The organism is Streptomyces sp. NPDC007875 (assembly GCF_042868035.1).
Taxonomy (GTDB): Bacteria; Actinomycetota; Actinomycetes; order Streptomycetales; family Streptomycetaceae; genus Streptomyces; species Streptomyces antimycoticus.
The window spans coordinates 97,825-114,916 of the sequence record NZ_JBIADZ010000023.1 but is presented as its reverse complement, the minus strand read 5'-3'; the positions used below and the strand labels follow the sequence as shown (position 1 = coordinate 114,916).

General features: G+C 70.8%; 16 protein-coding genes. All 16 read right to left on the bottom strand.

All coding sequences use genetic code 11. From position 1 onward, the window contains the following. Nucleotides 1-176: 176 nt before the first annotated feature. The 16 genes from ACFYOY_RS35995 to ACFYOY_RS35920 all read right to left on the bottom strand — a co-directional run bounded on the left by ACFYOY_RS35995 (nt 177) and on the right by ACFYOY_RS35920 (nt 17,061). Nucleotides 177-938 carry a hypothetical protein gene (locus ACFYOY_RS35995; protein ID WP_388591748.1) on the bottom strand — a complete coding sequence of 254 codons (762 nt, stop codon included), beginning with the start codon at nt 936-938 and terminating at the stop codon, nt 177-179. 199 nt (nt 939-1,137) lie between these two features. Beyond that, complete coding sequence (locus tag ACFYOY_RS35990; RefSeq protein WP_388591746.1) at nt 1,138-1,314, bottom strand: hypothetical protein; 177 nt, start codon at nt 1,312-1,314, stop codon at nt 1,138-1,140. A 525-nt stretch (nt 1,315-1,839) separates the two neighbouring features. After that, nucleotides 1,840-4,440, bottom strand: a complete 2,601-nt coding sequence (locus ACFYOY_RS35985; RefSeq protein WP_388591869.1) for a DNA translocase FtsK — start codon at nt 4,438-4,440, stop codon at nt 1,840-1,842. 290 nt (nt 4,441-4,730) lie between these two features. Beyond that, entirely contained in the window at nt 4,731-4,973 is a 243-nt protein-coding gene (locus tag ACFYOY_RS35980) for a hypothetical protein (RefSeq protein ID WP_388591744.1), read from the bottom strand. Nucleotides 4,974-5,022: 49 nt separating this feature from the next. Continuing rightward, nucleotides 5,023-5,823, bottom strand: a complete 801-nt coding sequence (locus tag ACFYOY_RS35975; RefSeq protein ID WP_388591742.1) for a hypothetical protein — start codon at nt 5,821-5,823, stop codon at nt 5,023-5,025. Between the two features lie 116 nt (nt 5,824-5,939). After that, the gene (locus ACFYOY_RS35970) at nt 5,940-6,470 is read right to left on the bottom strand and encodes a hypothetical protein (protein ID WP_388591740.1); all 531 of its coding nucleotides are present in this window, start codon (nt 6,468-6,470) and stop codon (nt 5,940-5,942) included. Between the two features lie 96 nt (nt 6,471-6,566). Further along, nucleotides 6,567-8,690, bottom strand: coding sequence for a chromosome segregation protein ParM (locus ACFYOY_RS35965; protein ID WP_388591738.1), 2,124 nt, complete (start codon nt 8,688-8,690; stop codon nt 6,567-6,569). An 87-nt stretch (nt 8,691-8,777) separates the two neighbouring features. Next, on the bottom strand, nt 8,778-9,194 hold the full coding sequence (locus tag ACFYOY_RS35960; protein ID WP_388591736.1) for a conjugal transfer protein TraB: 417 nt from the start codon (nt 9,192-9,194) through the stop codon (nt 8,778-8,780). A gap of 18 nt (nt 9,195-9,212) precedes the next feature. Then, nucleotides 9,213-11,483: an ATP/GTP-binding protein gene (locus ACFYOY_RS35955; protein WP_388591734.1), complete on the bottom strand. Its 2,271-nt coding sequence runs from the start codon at nt 11,481-11,483 to the stop codon at nt 9,213-9,215. A 153-nt stretch (nt 11,484-11,636) separates the two neighbouring features. Next, entirely contained in the window at nt 11,637-11,873 is a 237-nt protein-coding gene (locus ACFYOY_RS35950) for a hypothetical protein (protein ID WP_364010953.1), read from the bottom strand. Then, nucleotides 11,870-12,361: a hypothetical protein gene (locus ACFYOY_RS35945; RefSeq protein WP_388591732.1), complete on the bottom strand. Its 492-nt coding sequence runs from the start codon at nt 12,359-12,361 to the stop codon at nt 11,870-11,872. The genes ACFYOY_RS35950 and ACFYOY_RS35945 overlap by 4 nt, the downstream gene beginning before the upstream one ends. Nucleotides 12,362-12,556: 195 nt before the next feature. Then, nucleotides 12,557-15,130: a hypothetical protein gene (locus tag ACFYOY_RS35940; protein ID WP_388591730.1), complete on the bottom strand. Its 2,574-nt coding sequence runs from the start codon at nt 15,128-15,130 to the stop codon at nt 12,557-12,559. Between the two features lie 216 nt (nt 15,131-15,346). Further along, nucleotides 15,347-15,901, bottom strand: a complete 555-nt coding sequence (locus ACFYOY_RS35935) for a hypothetical protein (protein ID WP_388591728.1) — start codon at nt 15,899-15,901, stop codon at nt 15,347-15,349. A gap of 177 nt (nt 15,902-16,078) precedes the next feature. Then, nucleotides 16,079-16,291, bottom strand: a complete 213-nt coding sequence (locus ACFYOY_RS35930; protein WP_388591726.1) for a hypothetical protein — start codon at nt 16,289-16,291, stop codon at nt 16,079-16,081. Between the two features lie 102 nt (nt 16,292-16,393). Next, the gene (locus ACFYOY_RS35925) at nt 16,394-16,690 is read right to left on the bottom strand and encodes a hypothetical protein (RefSeq protein WP_388591724.1); all 297 of its coding nucleotides are present in this window, start codon (nt 16,688-16,690) and stop codon (nt 16,394-16,396) included. Between the two features lie 125 nt (nt 16,691-16,815). Then, nucleotides 16,816-17,061: a hypothetical protein gene (locus tag ACFYOY_RS35920; protein ID WP_388591722.1), complete on the bottom strand. Its 246-nt coding sequence runs from the start codon at nt 17,059-17,061 to the stop codon at nt 16,816-16,818. Nucleotides 17,062-17,092: the final 31 nt, after the last annotated feature.

Sequence of the window (17,092 nt, the reverse complement as noted above, 5' to 3'; positions counted from 1 at the left end):
GGGTGTATCACGTTCTGCTCCCGGTGGTTGTGGCCTGGAGTCGGTCTGTGTCGTGGGCCTGGGCGAGGGGCTCGGTGGGAGTGCGTTGAACCCCGCTCCATAATGCAGACTAGGAGAATTCATTTCAAGACTATGCATAGAGTGAGTCGAGGTTATTGGGGCTGACAGGCGCCGGATCATCTCGGCCCCAGCCGGGAACCGGAGTTGGAGGCGGACCGCACACGGACCGCCTTGCGCTCGGCAGCGGCCATCGCCACAGCGGCGGGGCCGGGACACTCGGTACAGGCGATGCTGACACCGGGCGCGGTGATGCGGCCGGTGTCCTCGCAGACCAGGCCCTTCTGCGGTGCGGGCATGCCGTACGCCTCGCGGTACTTGACCACCGAGGGGATCTTCATCCCAGACTGGCCCTTCCTGCCCCTCGAGCCACTCTTCTTCGCGGGCTTCGCCGGGGTCTCCGGCGCACCTCCGGCCTGGAGCGCCCAGGTGCCATGGAGCGCGGCAGCAACGGGCGTGAAGGCGAGGTTCAGGGCCTTCTTCTTCGCCTTGCGGAGCGGGCGCTTGATCCGGCTCTTGGCCCTGCGCTTGGCGAACTTGGCCGTGTACTTGGCCGCGGCGGCGAGGTCGGCGGCGTAGTCGATGACGGGGGGTCCTCGCCGAATCCGGCGTCGATGACCCAGGGCATGTCGTCGGTGCAGGTGCGGAAGTGGGCGAGCTGGATCAGGGGTTCGGGCCAGAGGTGGGCAGCCGGGTATCAGCTTCATCGCGTCCGCCTTGGCCATCAGGTCGGCCAGGGTGACGCTGGTGAACTCCTCCGACTCGGCGTCCATCATGACGAGGTCCTGGCCCCGCTCGATGCCGCGCCGCGTGTACTCCTCGTCCGAGGTGACGCAGGCCCGGTAGGTCATCGCTTCGGTGTGCTGCGCCCCGGCGAGCACGTAGGTGGGTGTGGTCGTTGCGTTGGGCGGTCAGGCAGCCGTCGGTGGGGGCCGGCGCGATGTAGCAGCCGGGGATGAGCACGAGCGGGCCTTCCAGACGGCGGTGAGCAGCACGCACCCGTGCCTCGCCGACATCGGGTTCGCCGGCAGGGCAAGGGTGCGAATGGGCTGGCGTCGGCGCGGCGTCCGCGCCCCAGGGTCAGTCGGTGGACGACTCGCTGGGGCCGTGGTTCTCGGAGGGCGCGCCGTAGATGATCTGGTCGCCGCTTCCGGTGTGCACTGGACCGTGGGCGTCCATGATGATGACGCCGATGCTCTGGCCCTGGACGATGTTGTGGGCGGTGCTGCTCTCGACCGTGTTGCTGGTGTTTGACATGGGTGTGCGCTCCGATTCGGTGGGGTGGTTGAGCGGGCCGGACGGCCTGTCCGGCCCTCGACCATCCGAGGGTCGCGGGGTGGTCGAGGACCGGGCGGAGCGACCGGAGGGTCAGCGCTGCTGGAGCTGGTGGATGTTGGCGGGTTCGTCGCCGGGTCCGTCCGGTGCCGGGATGCGAAGACGAGTGGGGTCCATGGAGGTACCGCATCTTTCGCCCCCGACCACGCGGGCGACCATCAGCCCCGACCACCGGTCACATTGAGGCAACGTGTTGCCTGGGCTGCCGTGGTCAGAGTGATGGTCGGGCCGACCATGACGGACCTGGGCGCTGGAGTGCTCGGTCCCTTGCCGTGGTCGCAACCTGTACCGCCGCGGAGAAGGCGTCGTGATCACTGCGGTCAGCTTGCTGCCCGCGGACTCCATGACGGTGTGGCCTCGGACCGGCTGGCGACCGGGTCCCAGACAGGTCGACGGGTCAGTCCGCTGGTGCCCGGCTCGCGGCGTACGCGCAGCAGCGGGAGGGGCTCATCGCAGCCGCTCTCCGCCAGTTGCGGTTTGGACCCGCTCTTGGAGGCTGTCGGTGTCCGCGCCTTCTCCTTGCGCACTGCCGGGTTCGGGACGGAGCGATGCCAACACCCCGTCCAGCTCGTCCCGCTTCACGAGGACGTCGCGCGCCTTGGAACCCTGGCTGGGCCCGACGATGTTGCGGGACTCCATGAGGTCCATCAGCCGTCCGGCTTTGGCGAAGCCGACACGCAGCTTGCGCTGAAGCATGGATGTCGAACCGAACTGGGTGGATACGACCAGCTCCGCCGCCTCGCACAGCAGGTCCAGGTCGTCGCCGATGTCCTCGTCGATCTCCTCCTTCTGCTTGGTGCCCACGACGACGTCGTCCCGGAAGTCGGACGCCATCTTGTCCTTGCAGTGCTGGACGATGGCCGCGATCTCGTCCTCGGTGACGAACGCGCCCTGCATACGGGCAGGCGTGTTCGCCCCCATCGGCAGGAACAGCCCGTCGCCCTGACCGATCAGCTTCTCCGCCCCGGGCTGGTCGAGGATGACGCGCGAGTCGGTGAGCGAGGAGGTGGCGAAGGCGAGCCGTGAGGGGACGTTCGCCTTGATCAGACCGGTGACGACGTCTACCGACGGCCGCTGGGTGGCGAGCACCAGGTGGATGCCGGCCGCGCGCGCGAGCTGCGTGATGCGCACGATCGCGTCCTCGACATCCCGCGGGGCGACCATCATCAGGTCGGCGAGCTCGTCGACGATCACCAGCAGGTACGGGTACGGCTTGAGATCCCGCTCGCTGCCCGTCGGCGCCTTCACTTTGCCGCTTCTTACGGCTGCGTTGAAGTCGTCGATGTGCCGGAAGCCGTACGCCGCGAGGTCGTCGTAGCGCAGGTCCATCTCGCGTACGACCCACTGGAGCGCCTCGGCGGCCCGCTTCGGGTTGGTGATGATCGGCGTGATCAGGTGCGGGATGCCCTCGTAGGCGGTCAGCTCGACCCGCTTGGGGTCGACGAGGACCATGCGCACCTCTTCGGGGGTCGCGCGCACCATGATGGAAGTGATCAAGGAGTTGATGCACGACGACTTACCGGACCCGGTGGCTCCGGCGACCAGGATGTGCGGCATCGTCGCGAGGTTGGCCATGACGTAGCCGCCCTCGACGTCCTTGCCGAGTGCCACCAGCAGCGGGTGGTCGTCCTCGGCGGCCGGGGCCAGCCGCAGCACGTCGCCGAGGTTGACCATCTCACGGTCGGTGTTGGGGATCTCGATGCCGACCGCGGACTTGCCGGGGATCGGGCTGATGATCCGTACGTCCGGGCTGGCGACGGCGTACGCGATGTTCTTCGTCAGCGCGGTGATCCGCTCGACCTTCACAGCGGGGCCGAGCTCGACCTCGTAGCGCGTGACCGTCGGCCCGCGCGTGAAGCCCGTGACGGCGACGTCGACCTTGAACTCGGCGAAGAGGGTCGAGAGCGAGGCAACGACCGCGTCGTTGGCGGCGCTGCGCGCCTTACCGGGGCCCCCGCGCGTGAGGAGGTCAAGCGCCGACAGGGAGTAGGCGGTGTCATTGGACATCTGGAGCTGCTCCGCGCACGCGGGAAGATCGCGCTCCTCGCCAGCAGGCAGCGCCGTGGTGAGGTCGGGGACGGCCCGGGGGGACGGCATCATCCCGTGCGGCCGGGCGGCGGGCGCCGGCGTTGCCGCGGCCTTGAGTTTCCCGCGCCGTGGGAGGACCTCCTGCTCGATGCCGTCGGGACGGTAAGCCTCCCCGGCGGACCCGCCACGGCTGGAGCGCGCGGGCAGCGCCTCGCGCCTCTGCTCCGCGTGTCGCTCGTCCTCGCCGGGCACGTCGGCCGCTTGCTCCTGAACGACGCCGAGGTGCGCCCCGAGCGCCCGCAGCCGCTGCGGGATGGCGTTGACCGGGGTGGCCGTGACGACCAGCAGCCCGAAGACGATGAGCAACACCAGCAGCGGTACGGCCAGCACGTCGCCCATGGTATACGTCAGCGGGGTCGCGATGCCCCAGCCGGTCAGGCCGCCGGCGTCCCGTATGGCCTGCATGCTGTCGCTGCGGGCTGGCGAGCCGCAGGCGATGTGGACAAGCCCGAGCACGCCGATGACCAGGGCGGACAGCCCGATGACGACATGGCCGTAGCCCTCGGACTTCTCCGTGTGCCGGATGAAGCGCACGGCGATGACGCCGAGCAGCACCGGCACCAGCAGGTCGAGGCGGCCGAAGGAGCCGGTCACCAGGATCTCAACGAGATCGCCGACCGGACCCCGCAGGTCGGCCCAGGTGCCCGCAGCGACAATCAACGCGCTACCGAGCAGCAGCAGCGCGACGCCGTCCTTGCGGTGCGCCGGATCGAGGTTCCTGGCGCCCCGCCCCATACGGCGGAAGAACCAGTACACAATCCTGGTGCTGGGCGCCGGCTTCGCCGCGGCCCTCTTGGCGGGGGTCCTCTTCGCGGCGGGCTTCTTGGCCGGTGCCCTTTTCGCCGTGGCCCTCTTCACAGGGGCCCTTTTCGCGGCAGCCGTCTTGGCCGGTGACCTTTTCGCAGGGGGCCTTTTCGCGGCGGGCTTCTTGGCGGGAGTCTTCTTCACAGCGGGCTCCAGGGAGGTTGGTCAGGCAGGCGGTGCGGAGGTAGTGACGGGACCGGGCAGCCTCGGCAGGCGCTGCAGGTAGCGGGGGCCGGACGCCGCGGGCGAGGGCGGCCGATCCGGCGGCGCGGTCGGAGGATGAAGCACGAGTGATGTCCTCACTCGTCGGTGGGCAGCGCTGCGCCCCGACGACGTCGTGCTGGTGTCGGCGGGGCGCAGCGGATGGTGCGTTCGGCCAGGCGGCCTGTCCGGTCCTCGCCCGGCCCCGGGTACGGGGCGGGGCGAGGACCAGGCAGAGCGTCAGGTCAACGGAAGAGGCGGCCCGCCCACGAGTGCAGCCGGTCGAAGCGCGTGGGGTGGGTGTGCCGCCAGGCGGTGGGCCACACGCCGTGTTCGGTCGGGAAGGAGCGGGACGCGCCGCACGTGCACGTCCATACGTACGGCTCGGGGCGGGTGTCGTCGCGGGTCGCGGTGACCTTGGCGGGGATGCCGTCGTGGCTCCCGTGGAAGGTGCCGACCCAGAACTCGGTCTCCTGCTGCGGCTTCATCAGGTTCCCTTCGGTGCTCGGTGGTGGACTGGACGGGGCGGAAGACGGGTCAGCGCTGGAGCGGATGAACGTTGTCGGGTTCGTCGTCCAGGTCGTCGTGCTCGGGCGTGGGCTGCGGCGGGAAGTGGAACGCGGGGTAGACGTTGACCTGCGGCGCAGCGGGGGCCAGGTTGTTGATGACCGGGCGCAGGCTCAGGCCGCGCAGGGCGAAGATGCTGGCGAGGGCCCACATGAGAGCGGCGATGCCGGCGGCGACGGTGCGGCTGCCGTCGGGCGTGGCGGACCACACCATGGCGACGCCGGAGAGGCCCCACCCGGTCCAGAGGATGCGCGCGCCGGTGCTGCCGGCGAATCCGCCGATGAGGCCGATCAGCCCGGTGAACTGCCAGAAGGCGTAGACGGCGGAGCCGGGGACGGGGAGGCCGACGCTGTGCTGCCCGATGTAGGAACGGATCGGGTTGTCGATCACGCCCCACAGGCCGCTGGTGGTGTCGACTCCGGGCGGCTCGATCACGGTGCGGGGGGCGGACAGGCGGTGCAGCACGGCGCTGACGATGTCCCCGGCGGCGTCCAGCAGGACGACGACCGCGCAGATCCCGGCGAGGCTGAGCACGGCCTTGATCCAGTTGGCCATCTCGTGCCAGCCGAGGCGCCGGGCCTGGAACAGTTCCTCCCACCGCTCGTACAGGAAGCCGCCCTGCTTCCAGGACGCGTCCCATGCCTCGCGCAGCCCGGCGAAGCGCTTCGGGCGGGGCCAGTCCTTCGCGTCGGGCGGCGGGGGCGTCTGGTTGAGCAGGTCGAGGAAGTTCGGGTCGTGCTGGCCATTGATGGGCTTGTCGTCGGACTGCATGGCGGGGCGACTCCCTCGCTCGGGTTGGTGTGATGGGCGGTGGTGCGCAGGCCGGACGGCCTGGCCCGCACCCGACCGCGGGGGGTTCGGGTGCGAGGCAGGAGGCCCGGACGGGGTTACAGGCCGCGGGTGTCGGCGAGGTGGGCGGCCTGGTCGACCATGCGGATCGGGACGCGGCCGCGTGCGAAGGCGTCGTTGAAGCTCGGCACGGAGTCGACGTCGTCGCCGAACGTGCGGCGGATCGCGTCCAGCAGCACGGCGACGGCGCTGCTTTCCAGGCCGCTGTCTCCGCGGGCCTCGGCTCGGATGGATCCGAGCATGCAGCGGGCGCCGTCCTCGTCGACCAGGGTGTCCTTGCACCAGCCGCCGGTGAGCAGCCGTTGGTGTGCGCGCTGTAGCAGTGCGGCGACCGGGGTGGGATACAGATCGACCGGCGCCTCGGGGATGGCGTCGGGGACCCGGACGATGTCCTCGAGGTCGATGGGGGTGGTGAGGATGTGGGCGGTGGACACGTCGACTGCGAGGGCGGCGGTCTCCAGGCGCACCGTCATGGCCGCTTCGGTGAGCGCCATCCGTGTCTCCAGGTCGGGCTCGGTGGACGTGGTGTGGGGCTGGTGTGTCCTGTTGGGGGTGGGTGTGGTGAGCATGGGCGGGGCTCCTCGGCAACGCGGAAGGGGCGGCCCGGGTGGGCCGCCCCTTTGGCGGGTGGTGGTCAGGGCTGGCGAGGAGCCGGACCCGGCCGGTTATGCGTTCGTGAGGTTTTTGATGGCTTCCAGGGCCTGGCGGGGCGAGGTGACCGCGTCGCGGCGCGTGGCGGAATTCCCGCCGCCGCGGCGCTTGCCGCCGCCCTTCTTGGGCGCGTCGTCGTCGCCGTCCTCGTCGTCGCCGGGCTCGGGGCCGAACTCGCCGGGCCGGGGCGGCTCGGTCCAGTCGAACCACAGGTCCCGCGCTTGGAGTTCGCGGATCTCGTGGTCGGTCAGGGTGGCGATGGTGTCGGGGAAGTAGTCGTCGAGGCCGGCCTTGAAGTCCATGAACAGCGTGCGCAGGACCTCGGGCTGCTTGGCTTCGACGATCCATCCGGCGCCGCCGGTGTTGGAGTTGGCGGGCGGCTCGGGCTGGCCGCGCATCACTCGCTCGATCCGGCCTGCCTCGGCAGGGGAGAAGGAGCGGGGGAGGGGGTCGGGGATGTTCTCGGAGGAGATCCCGAGGGCCGTGAACATGTTGGTCACCTTCTTGGGGGCGACCTTCAGCACGACCGGGATGCAGTTCTCGCGCAGGTTCTCGCACAGCAGCTGCGTGAAGCCGTCTTGGACGTAGATGGACTGGCCGGCCACCTTGATGCCGATGCCGTACTTGCGGCCCTTGACCGACACGCGTTCGGCCAGGTCCATGATCTCCGCGCCGTAGTCGCCGTTGCGGGCGGCGGAGAGGAACTCATCCAGGTAGGCGGACAGCATCCGGTAGGGGCAGCCCGGCAGGCCGGGGTCCCAGTCGTAGACCTTTCCGTCCTCCCACGGCATCTCGCCGCGGATCTCCATCAGCGCGTCCAGCGCCCGCAGCAGCCGGATCATGTAGAGGGACCCGACGCCGTAGCGGTCGGTGTACCCGCCCAGCGTGGCCGCCTTCTCGTCCGGTGCTTCCGCCGCCAGCCAGACCACCGCCCCGAACAGGGCGTCGGCCGCGACGTGCAGACCCATCAGCTGCGTCTTGCCGCCGCCGGACGGGGCGACGAACAGCCCGTGCGCGGCGCCACGGTCGGTGTAGACACGGTTGCGGGCGGGCTGGCCGTTGCCGAGGTAGCCGGTCACCCAGCGGCCGTTCTTGTCCGGGGTCAGCAGCTCCCTCGTTGCGGGGAAGACCTGCGCGAGCGGCGAGCTGTCCCACAGGGAGACCAGGACCTGGCTGCCGTCGACGGTGACGAACAGCCGGCCCTCGTCGTACTTGGTCTTCAGCGTGGCCGCCAGGGCGTGCAGGTTGACGCGCGGCTCGCCCATCTCGTCGGGGACCTGGGCGATGTAGTGGGTGACCTTGCGCTGCTTGTCGCGGACCTCCTTGACGAACTCCGAGCCGGGCACGGGGCCGCCGGCGGCTCCGATGCGGTCGGCCCACCACTCGCGGGCGGTGGGGGCCCTGCGGCGACGCTCGTTCGCGTCGGGGGTGACGTGGACGTGCTTCCAGGCGGGGCCGCCCTCGCGTCCGTACTGCCGGACCACCTCCTCGATGTGCACGTCCGTCACGTCGACGCTGAACGCGGCGGCGACATCTGCGTCGGTGAGTCCGGAGATCGGCCGTCCGGCCTCGGAGGCCCGCAGCAGCAGCGACAGGTCGTTCGGCATGCCCTCGTGCGGGGTGGCTTTGACGACGATCGTGCGGCCGGGCAGGCCGCGGTTCTGCCACAGCCAGCGGACCTGCCGGGTGAAGGGGTCCGCGTCGTCGTCCGGCTGCGCCGGGGACGGCTCGGAGGCGGCGGGCTGCAGTTGCGGCGCCGGGGCGGGGGCGGGGGCGGCGAGGGCGGGCCGGTGGTTACGGCGGCTGTGCTTGGAGAACGGCATCACCAGCAGGCCGGCCGCCGCCCATCCTGCGGCGAGCAGGGCGTCCACGCACCACGGTCCCCAGCCGATCGTGTGCCGGGCGGCGACGTCGATGGCGGCGGCGGTCACGAGCGGGGACCAGCGCAGGATCTTGCGTCCCGCGCCGGGCTTGTCGCTCTTGTACGCCAGGACCCAGCCGCCGACGCCGGCGGCGCCCGCCAGCTGCACGACCGTGTTGACGGGGCTGTCGGGGTAGAGGTTCGGGGCCGCGGCGAGGACCGGGGCGGCCAGGGTGTAGAGGGTGCGCTCCAGGGCGACGCTGCGCGGCACGGACACGGAAAGCTCTCCTTCGCAGATGGCAATGGGCGGCCCGCCGTCGGTGGCGGGCCGCCCATCCGGAGGTTGGATGTTGGGTGGGGCGGGTCAGTGGGCGAAGAAGCCCGGCTTGGGGGTGCGCTCCTTGCGGCTGGAACGGATGTCGTCCAGGCCCTCGTACAGCCGCGCGTGCGTGCGCCGCGTGTCGTGAGCGAGGCCGGACACCTCCTGGGCCGTCTCGTGGAGCTTGCGAACCGCCACGGCGGCGCCGCCCAGGGCGACGGACACCTGGTTCGTCATCTCCACGAACTTGCGGTCCAGTTCCGCGTTGGCGATGTTCACCGCCAGACCCTCAGCGCGCTGAGCGTTCACCCGCATGCCGCGCAGCAGCGCCTCGAGTTCGACGCTGGCCATGTCCATGGCCTGGCCCAGCCTCCTGAGATTGGCCTGGACGGCCTTGTAGCGGTTGTCGCCCTCCGTGGAGACGGCAGCGCCGCCGCCGGTGTAGGGCTCGAGGTCGCTCATCAGCGAACCCCCCTTTTCCTAGTCGTGGTGAACAGCGGCGGAGGCGTGGGCCAGGCCCGCGTCATCCATGGCCTGGATGTCCTCGCCGTAGGTCCGGCCGACCGCGACGGCGGCGAGCCGGGCGGCCTCCGAGGCGATCTCGCACTCGGTGGCACACCGTTCGGCCAGCTGCTTCATCCGCATCGCGGCGTCGGCCAGGTCCGTGACCCGGTCGACGACCTCGGTGGCAATGTTGTGGTCACCGACCAGGTCAGCCGCCATGTCCCGCAGCGCGTCGGCGACCTTCCCGAGCGCGACGGCCAGCTCCTGGGCACGGTCCTTGTCGAGCCCGGCGGCGACCGCGATATTCACGACCTGCACCAGGTACTCACCGAAAGTGATGTCGGTCCGATGCTTGGCCGCCATGCCGGCCTGGCCCGACGCGGGCTTGTTGACCTCTGAGGTCACGGGGTCCTCCTGTGCAGTGGGTCGGGTAGTGCCAGGCCGCTCGGTGTGGGGCTCCGGGGCGGGCGGCAGGCCTTTGGGCCCCGGCGCGATCTCCATGCCATCCAGTGGGTCGCCGGGCTTGTACCGGCCGGGGCTGTAGACCTTGAAGCCGGCGTCTTCCGGACGGGCCGGCCCGTCCGGGGGATCTGGCTCATCCTTCGGCTTCGCCCTGCGCCAGTGCCCCCAGGCATCCCGGGACCGGCGGTTGAAGAACGACCGCATCCGCGCCTTGACTTGCTCTCTGATGCGCTCCCACATGGCTTCGTCGTCGTCGCGCTCCTCCTCGGACGGCTCCTCGGGATCCTCATCCGGCTTGTCCTTGTCCTTGCCCGGCCCGTCCTCGGAGCGGTCGGCGCCGGAAGCGTCCTTCGTCCCGTCGGTGTCCTTCGGGCCCTCCTCCTTCTTCGCGCACTCTTTCTCTTCGCGGTCCTTCTCGGCCTGCGCGCGGCGTTCCTCCCAGCGCCGCCGTGCTTCGTCCACCAGCGCGTCGACGAAGGCGGTGCGGCCCTCCGCTGCGGCCGCAGCGGCTTCCCGTTTGGCCTTCCGTTTCGCCTTCCGTTCGGCGGCGCGCTCGTCTTTCGCGTCCTTGGACTCGGCATCTTTCGCGTCCTTGGACTCGGCATCTGCGCGGCGCTTGTCCCAGCGGCGCTGCGCTTCCTCCGCCACGGCCGCGCCCAGGGTGGTGCGGCCGTCGGCGGCCTTGGCGGCCTCCCGCTTCGCCTTCCTCGCGGCCTTCGCCGCGCGGCGTTCCTCTCGCTGCGCCTGCCGGTTGGCACGGTCCTGGTCCCGGTCCTTGCTGCGGTCGGCGAGGTTGGCGGCCTGGTTGGTGCTGCGCCGCTGCTGGCGTGCCGCCTGGCGGGCGGCGGCGCGCTCCTGACGGCCGCGGGCCCGTTCGGACGCCGGACTGGAGGCCGACGAGTTCTGCGCTTTGCCGCCGTCGCCCTTCGAACCACCCGAGCCGCTCTTGCCGGAGCCGCCCGAACTTCCCTTGCCGGTACCGGACTTACCTGCCCCGGAGCCGCCAGAGCCGTTCTGGCGGCCTTTGGAACCGCCGGACGACTCATTGCCCTTCGAGCCGCCCCCACGGCCGCCAGCGGAGCGATCAGAGCCCTTCCCGGCCCCCTTGGGGGAGTTGCCTCCCCCGGAGCCGCGCCCGGCCCCTCCACCCGACCCGTTTGTTCCCGAGCCCCGGCCACCGCCGGAGCTGCCGCCGCCCCCGCCGCTGGCCTTCGAGCGGCCCTTGTCGGCGCCCATGCCGGAGCTGGAGGACCGCGAGCGGTCGGCGTCGGCCTTGCCTCGTGCTGCCGCCTTGTCGGCCTTCGCTTTCATCATCGCGGCGTGGAGCTTGCCGTTCTGCTCCATCATCGCGGTTTCCTGAGCGGTGCGGGCTTCCAAAAGCGCAGTCTTGCGCGCTATTTCAGCCTCACGGAAGGACGCTTCTCCGGCGTGCCGGTCCCGCGCCACTTCCAGCCGGTATTCCAGCCAGTCACCGAGCCGATCGGCCAGAGAACGAGGCTGGGCGTATTCGCCTTCCTCATATTCTTCGTCGTCGGAGTCGTCGGAATCCGGAGCACTAGGCATTCCCGATTCCCGCAAAGCGGTTTCCGGTGAAATCGGCCCGCGAACAGACGGGAGTTCCGTTGTCGTCTCTGCCGTGGATTCCGGAGGGACAGCGCCACCGGCACCGCCGTCAGGCGGTTCGGAATAGAAGAGATCCCCGCCGTCGGGAGCGTCCGGCATGTCGCCGGAATCGCTGCCCCGAGTGGGGAGGTGGACCACATTGCTGTCGGTGTCGTCGGACACGCGACTCCCTCCTCCTGGGCTTGACAGTCGGCACCGGCCTCGCGTACACGCGTGCGCGCCACGCGCGACACGCGTCACGCGCGGCACGCGTTGGGATCGCCGAAGGGCCGCCCCCGGGGATCGGGAGCGGCCCTTCGTGCGGGACCCATGGAGCTAGCCGAAGTAGCGGCTGTAGACGTTGTGCAGGGCGAGCGCGACCTCACGGACGAAGTCCGGGTTTCCCTCGCGATAAGTCTGCGTGCCCCGCATATTCGTGACGCGAAGCCAGTAGTAGAATTGGCCGAGTTCGTTACCGTGCTGAGCGATCAGCTCTTGCTTGATTTTCTGCTCGTGTTTCGCACGGTTGAACGCCTTCCGCTCTGCTTTCGTGAGCGGGCGACCTGCGCTCACGCCGACTCCCTGCGGTCCAGGTTGTAAATCGACGTGGGGCCACCATAGCCCATATTCGGGCTCTGCGCACCCGGCTGTCCTGGGGTTTCCGGGGCGGCCTGGAGCGGCGGGTTGTTCTTCCGCTCCTTGAGCTGCGCCTTTTCCTTTCGCTGCTTCTTGACCTCCTTCACCTTTTCGTCGTGGGCGTGGCGCTTATGGGCGCTCTTTTCCAGTCCCGAGGTGACGTTCTTGAGGTTCTTGAGGAGGTCGTTCAGGGACTTTTCCACCGGGAAACTGCGCAGGAAAGCCTGGCCCATCTTGTCGCCCTCCACGCGGGTCCCGCGGCAGTGCACGCGGGTCTCGCGCTGGAGGATCTCCAGCTTGGCCTGTATGTCCAGCACGACCCGGTGGAAGTCCGCGAGGTAGTGCGCGTAGGCGGCGGGGTTCTGCGCGACCTCGCGCAGCGCCGCGTTCGGGTCGTCGAAGAAGGGCTTGTCTTCGGTGCTCACGGGGGTCCTCCGCGGGTCGGATCTGCGTACGTGGGGGCTGGTGGTGCTCGTGCGGGACTGGCCCGCCGTACCCGCTCGGGGGTGCGGGTGCGGTTGAACTGGCCTGCCGGCCGTGGCCGTCACCGGACCGTGCTCGGTGGGCGAGCGCGGTCCGGTGGCGACTATGAGCGGCAGGGTGTCGTGCGGGCGGTCCGGTCAGCGGACCGTGTGCTGCTTGAGGGCGACGGCGATCTGTCCGGCGCGGTCCGTGGCGATGGAGCCGCCCTCGGCCCGGACCGCCTTGGCGATGTTGGTCCGGTTCAGCGGCTCGTTCGCGGTCCGGAGCCGGTCCAGCGCGGTCCGCTCCAGGTCCGTGAGCGTGATGACCGTGCGGTCCGGACCGCCTTCCTCGTTCCGGTCCGGACCGCTCGCGCTGTTCGACGCCTCCTGGTCGGCCGGTCCGGTGCGGTCCGCCTCCTGCGGTCCAGGAGCGGCGTCGGTGGTCCGGACCGTCACCCCGCGCGTGCCCGCCGCACTCTGGGTGGCGGGCACGGTCCGAGGTCCACGGTCCGGACCGGGGCCGGTCGGCAGGTCAGCGCTCTGCGGTCCGGCCGGACCGGCCTCCAGGGCGAGCGCCGGTCCGCCGGTCCGGTCCGTGGCTCCTGTGGTCCGGACCGGGCTATGGACCGCCTTCCGGTCGGCCGGACCGGACCGGACCGCGTACCCGCCGTGCTGGACCGGGCGGACCGGAGCGGGGCTTTCCAGCGGTCCGTTCCGGTCCGTGCGGGTCAGGGTGAGGACGGTGGGGATGGCGGCCGGTCCGTGATCGTCGGCCCCGATCCGGGGGACGACGACCCGGTGCAGGGCCAGGCCGGTCCGGACCGCCTTGCGGTCCGCGAGCTGTGCACCGGCTGCGGTCCAGGCCCGGTCCAGCGTGGTCAGGCGCGAGTCGGTGATCGCGAGGGACCAGGCGGTGAAGCTGTGGACCGGGTAGCGGAGCCAGCGGACCGCCCCGATGGAGGGCCGCGCCTTGGCGACCTTGCCGTCCTCACGGAGCTTGCGGCGGTGGATCAGTGAGGCGTACAGCTCCCACAGCACCATGCCCACGATGCTCATGGCGGCGAACGCCACCGCCTTCGGGGTGAAGTGCCAGTAGGTGATCTGCTCCGTCCAGATCTCCTCCTTCGCGTCCCAGACCCGGCTGCCGGCCACCGGCTGCCCGGAGGCGTGCCAGAAGTTCATGACCGCCGCCCCGAGGGCGAAGATCCAGGTGGAGACCCGGTAGAGGGTTCCGGCGTCGCCGCTCTGGCGGGCCTGGTGGTACATCCAGCCCACGAACGCCGTCGACAGCTCCCAGGCGGCGGCGAACAGGATCGTGAACGGGACGACCCAGCCGAGGATGTCCTCGGCGAACCCGGCTTGGCCCGTCCACGCGACGGCCATCGGGGCGGTGATCGGACCGATCACCATCAGGCGTTCCGCGTTGATTTTCACGAACTGCTTCACGCGGTCGGTCAGGGCCGGCTTCCCGGCGCGGGAGGCGGCCCGCAGCTCACGGGCCTTGGCCTTGCGGGCCTCCTTCGCGTCCCTGCGCTCCCCTTTGGCCTGGATCTTGAGGCGCTTGCGTTCCAGTGCCCGCTCGGTTCGGTCGGTGGCGCGCTTCATCCGGGCGGCGGCTTCGGCCACCATGTCGTCGGCGGCCTTCAGCGTGACGTCCGCGTCCGCTTCCCGCAGCCGGGCCTGCGCCAGGGCCTGTTCGGCTTCCTTGAGCTCCGCGTCCCGTTTGGTGCGGGCCGCGGCCAGGATGCGGTCAGCTTCCTCGCGGGCGGTGCGGGTCAGCCGCTCGGCGTCCTCGGCCGCCGTCGCCCGCAGCCGGCCGATGTCCTCCTTGGCGAGCGCGCGTGTACGAGTCGCATCCGCGCGGGACGCCTCCCGCTCGCGGGTAGCGTCCTCACGCAGCTCGGCGGCCGCCTTCTCCGCTTCGGTCCGCACCTGCGCGGCCTGGGCGTCCGCGCTCTCGCGCAGCCGGTCGGCCTCGCTCCGCGCCCGCTGAAGGAACTGTTCGACGTCGGTGGTGGCGCGGGTGCGGGTCTCCGCCGCGGTGCGCTCCGCGCCGGCCAGCAGTTCGGTGCGCTTGGTCTCCGCGTCGGCGAGGGCCTTCGCTGCGGCCTGCGCCGCCTCAGTCTTCACCTGCTCCGCCTGCGCGGCCGCCGTGGTAGTGACCTCTTCCGCCTGGCGGCATGCGTCGCCGAGCAGCTGCTCGGCAGCCGCCTTGGCGTCGGTGAGGACCTGGTCGGCCTCGCCGGTCGCCGTCGTCGTGACGGCGTCGGCCTCGAGGCGTGCGCCAGCGAGCAGCTGCTCCGCCTTCGCTTCGGCGTCGGCGAGGACCTGCTGCGCGTCGGTGGCCGCGGCGCTCGCGGCGTCGGCGCGGACCTGGTCGGCGTCGGCCTGGGCGTCTGCGAGGACGCGGGCCTGCTCGGTCGTGGCCGCCTCGGTGATCGAGGCGGCCTCGGTGCGCGCGCTGTCCAGTAGTTCGGCGGCGCGCTCCTGGCCGTCGGCGAGGATGCGGGCGGCGTCGTCGGCAGCCTGGTCCCGGAGGTCGGCAGCGTGGTCGGCGGCGTCGGCCAGGTGCGGGTCGGCCTCCGGGTGCACCAGCGGGGCGGTGTCCTCGGGGACGGCGGCCTGGGCAGGGATGGAGGCCGGCAGGGCCGGGGCCTTGGCGCGCCCGTTGGCGCGGGGCTTCGCGGCCGGGGCAGGTTTGCGCCTGCGCCGGGTGGTGGTGTTGGCCACGGGGGTGTGTCCTCTCTTACGTTTCGGCGCCTCGTGCAAGAGGCCACCGCGGGTCGGCGTCGGTCGGTAGGCTCGTGACCAGGCCCTCCGGGGCCTCGGCAGCTCAATTGCCGAGGGCTCGGAGGGCCGTCTGCTTTGGGGCAGGTGGTCAGTGCTGGCGCAGCCAGGCGACGAGGGATGACAGTCGGACCCGAACAGCTGTGGGTCTGTCAGTGCTCAGGCCGGGGTGGACTTCGGTGCTGCAACTACCGGCTGGCCGTAGCGGTAGGCGATCTGCGTCGCAGTGGCGAGCAGTTCCTGGACCTGCTCGACCCGGCGACCGAGGTGGTCGTTGTAGCGGATCAGGTTGACGTCCATGCCCCGCGTGCGCAGCGCCAGCGAGAGCTCCAGCGCCAGCTCACCGGCCCGCTTGACCTCCCACGCCACGCCGAGCCGCTTGGCGGCCTCGGCCAAGGCGCCGGTCAGGCAGTACCCGCCACCGCGCTCGTAGGCGCCGCGGACCCAGCCCCCGGTCCGCAGCAGGTCACTGGTCTGCTGCAACAGCCAGGCCGTCGAGTCGGCAGCCACGTACTGCAACTGCTCGATCCGCTCCTGGTGCCAAGGCACGGCCTGCAGCATCTGCTCGACGGCGGCATGCAGATCCGTGGCCGGCGCTGCGCCGGTGCTGACGAGCAGGTTCTGCGGTTCGGTGTCACTACCGCCCGGCCGCGGGCCCCGCGTGGGCTCCGGAGCCCGGTTCACGTTGGCGCGTGCAATCATCATGCGCGTCACAGGTGATTCCTTTCGATTCGTGGTCTGTGGCAGTGGCGTCCGGAAGTCGCGTCTCCGGGCGCCGTCCAAGTGAGGTTCCTGCACCCCCGGCCGTCCCCGCCGACACCCGGCAGGGACGACAGGCAAAGCAGGCTGCGATCTGCGCGGCTGGCCGTGAAGGTTCCGAAACAGGCCGGGTCAGCGCCGACGGTCCAGGCGGTGGACTCGGTCGCCGTGGCCGTCGACGGCCACGACCTGCTTGCCGTACTCCTGGATCTCCGTCCCTCGGATCTCCAGTCCCTCCGGGGTCATCGCTTTGAGGGTGCCGATCCCGGAGGTGAAGGACTGCTGCGCCTCCTGGTCTCCGGAGGCGATGGCGTCCTTCACCGTGTCGCGCAGTCGCTTGAGCATGTAGTCCGTCCTGTCCTTGAGTTCTTGGGCGGGGTCTGTCGGCTCGGCCAGGAGTTCTGTTGGCGGGGGAGGCCGCTGGGAGGAATGGGGAGAGTGGCCGGATCAGGCGGCCCGACCGTGCTTGCTGTGGTCGGTCGCGAGAACGCGGAGGCGTTCGAGTTCCTCGGCGCTGGTGTCGCGGGCACGGATGCTGACGGTGCAGCCCTTGACCGGACAGGTGAAGGTGATGGTGCGGCCGGCCGGGCTGGCGAACGCGAGGCCGACGGACAGGGTGCCGACGACGATCGCCGTGATGTAGGCGGCTCCTACCTGGTGGCCGGAGAGGCGGTAGCCGATGTCACCGGCAACGCAGCCGGCGACGAAGACGGCACCCGCCTGGGTGATGGTGACCTTGCGCACGAGATTGGTCCTTCCTGTGGTCAGTGGGCTGGGTGGTCTGGCCGGCCTCGGCACCCACCAGCCGGGAGAGAGCTAGTGGCCCCCCGCACCGGCCACGCGGGCCGGGACGGGGGAGGAGGCAGCCGTCAGAACTGCTCGAACCAGATCGCGCTCATCAGCGCGGTGCCGTGGAGCGCCACGATGGTGAGGAGGTGACCGTCCCGGGTTCGCAACTGGTCGCCCGCCGCAGTCCGGTTGTGCACGACCGGCTCGAAGCCCGCCACCGTGTTCGCGCCGATCAAGCGGTACGCCTGGTCCACGTTCAGACCGGGGGTCTGGTAGCGGGTCGCCTGGTCAGGGCCGAAGAACTGGTGAGTGATCAGGGCATCCATGAACTCTCCAGAGGTGTAGGAGTGGGAGTCC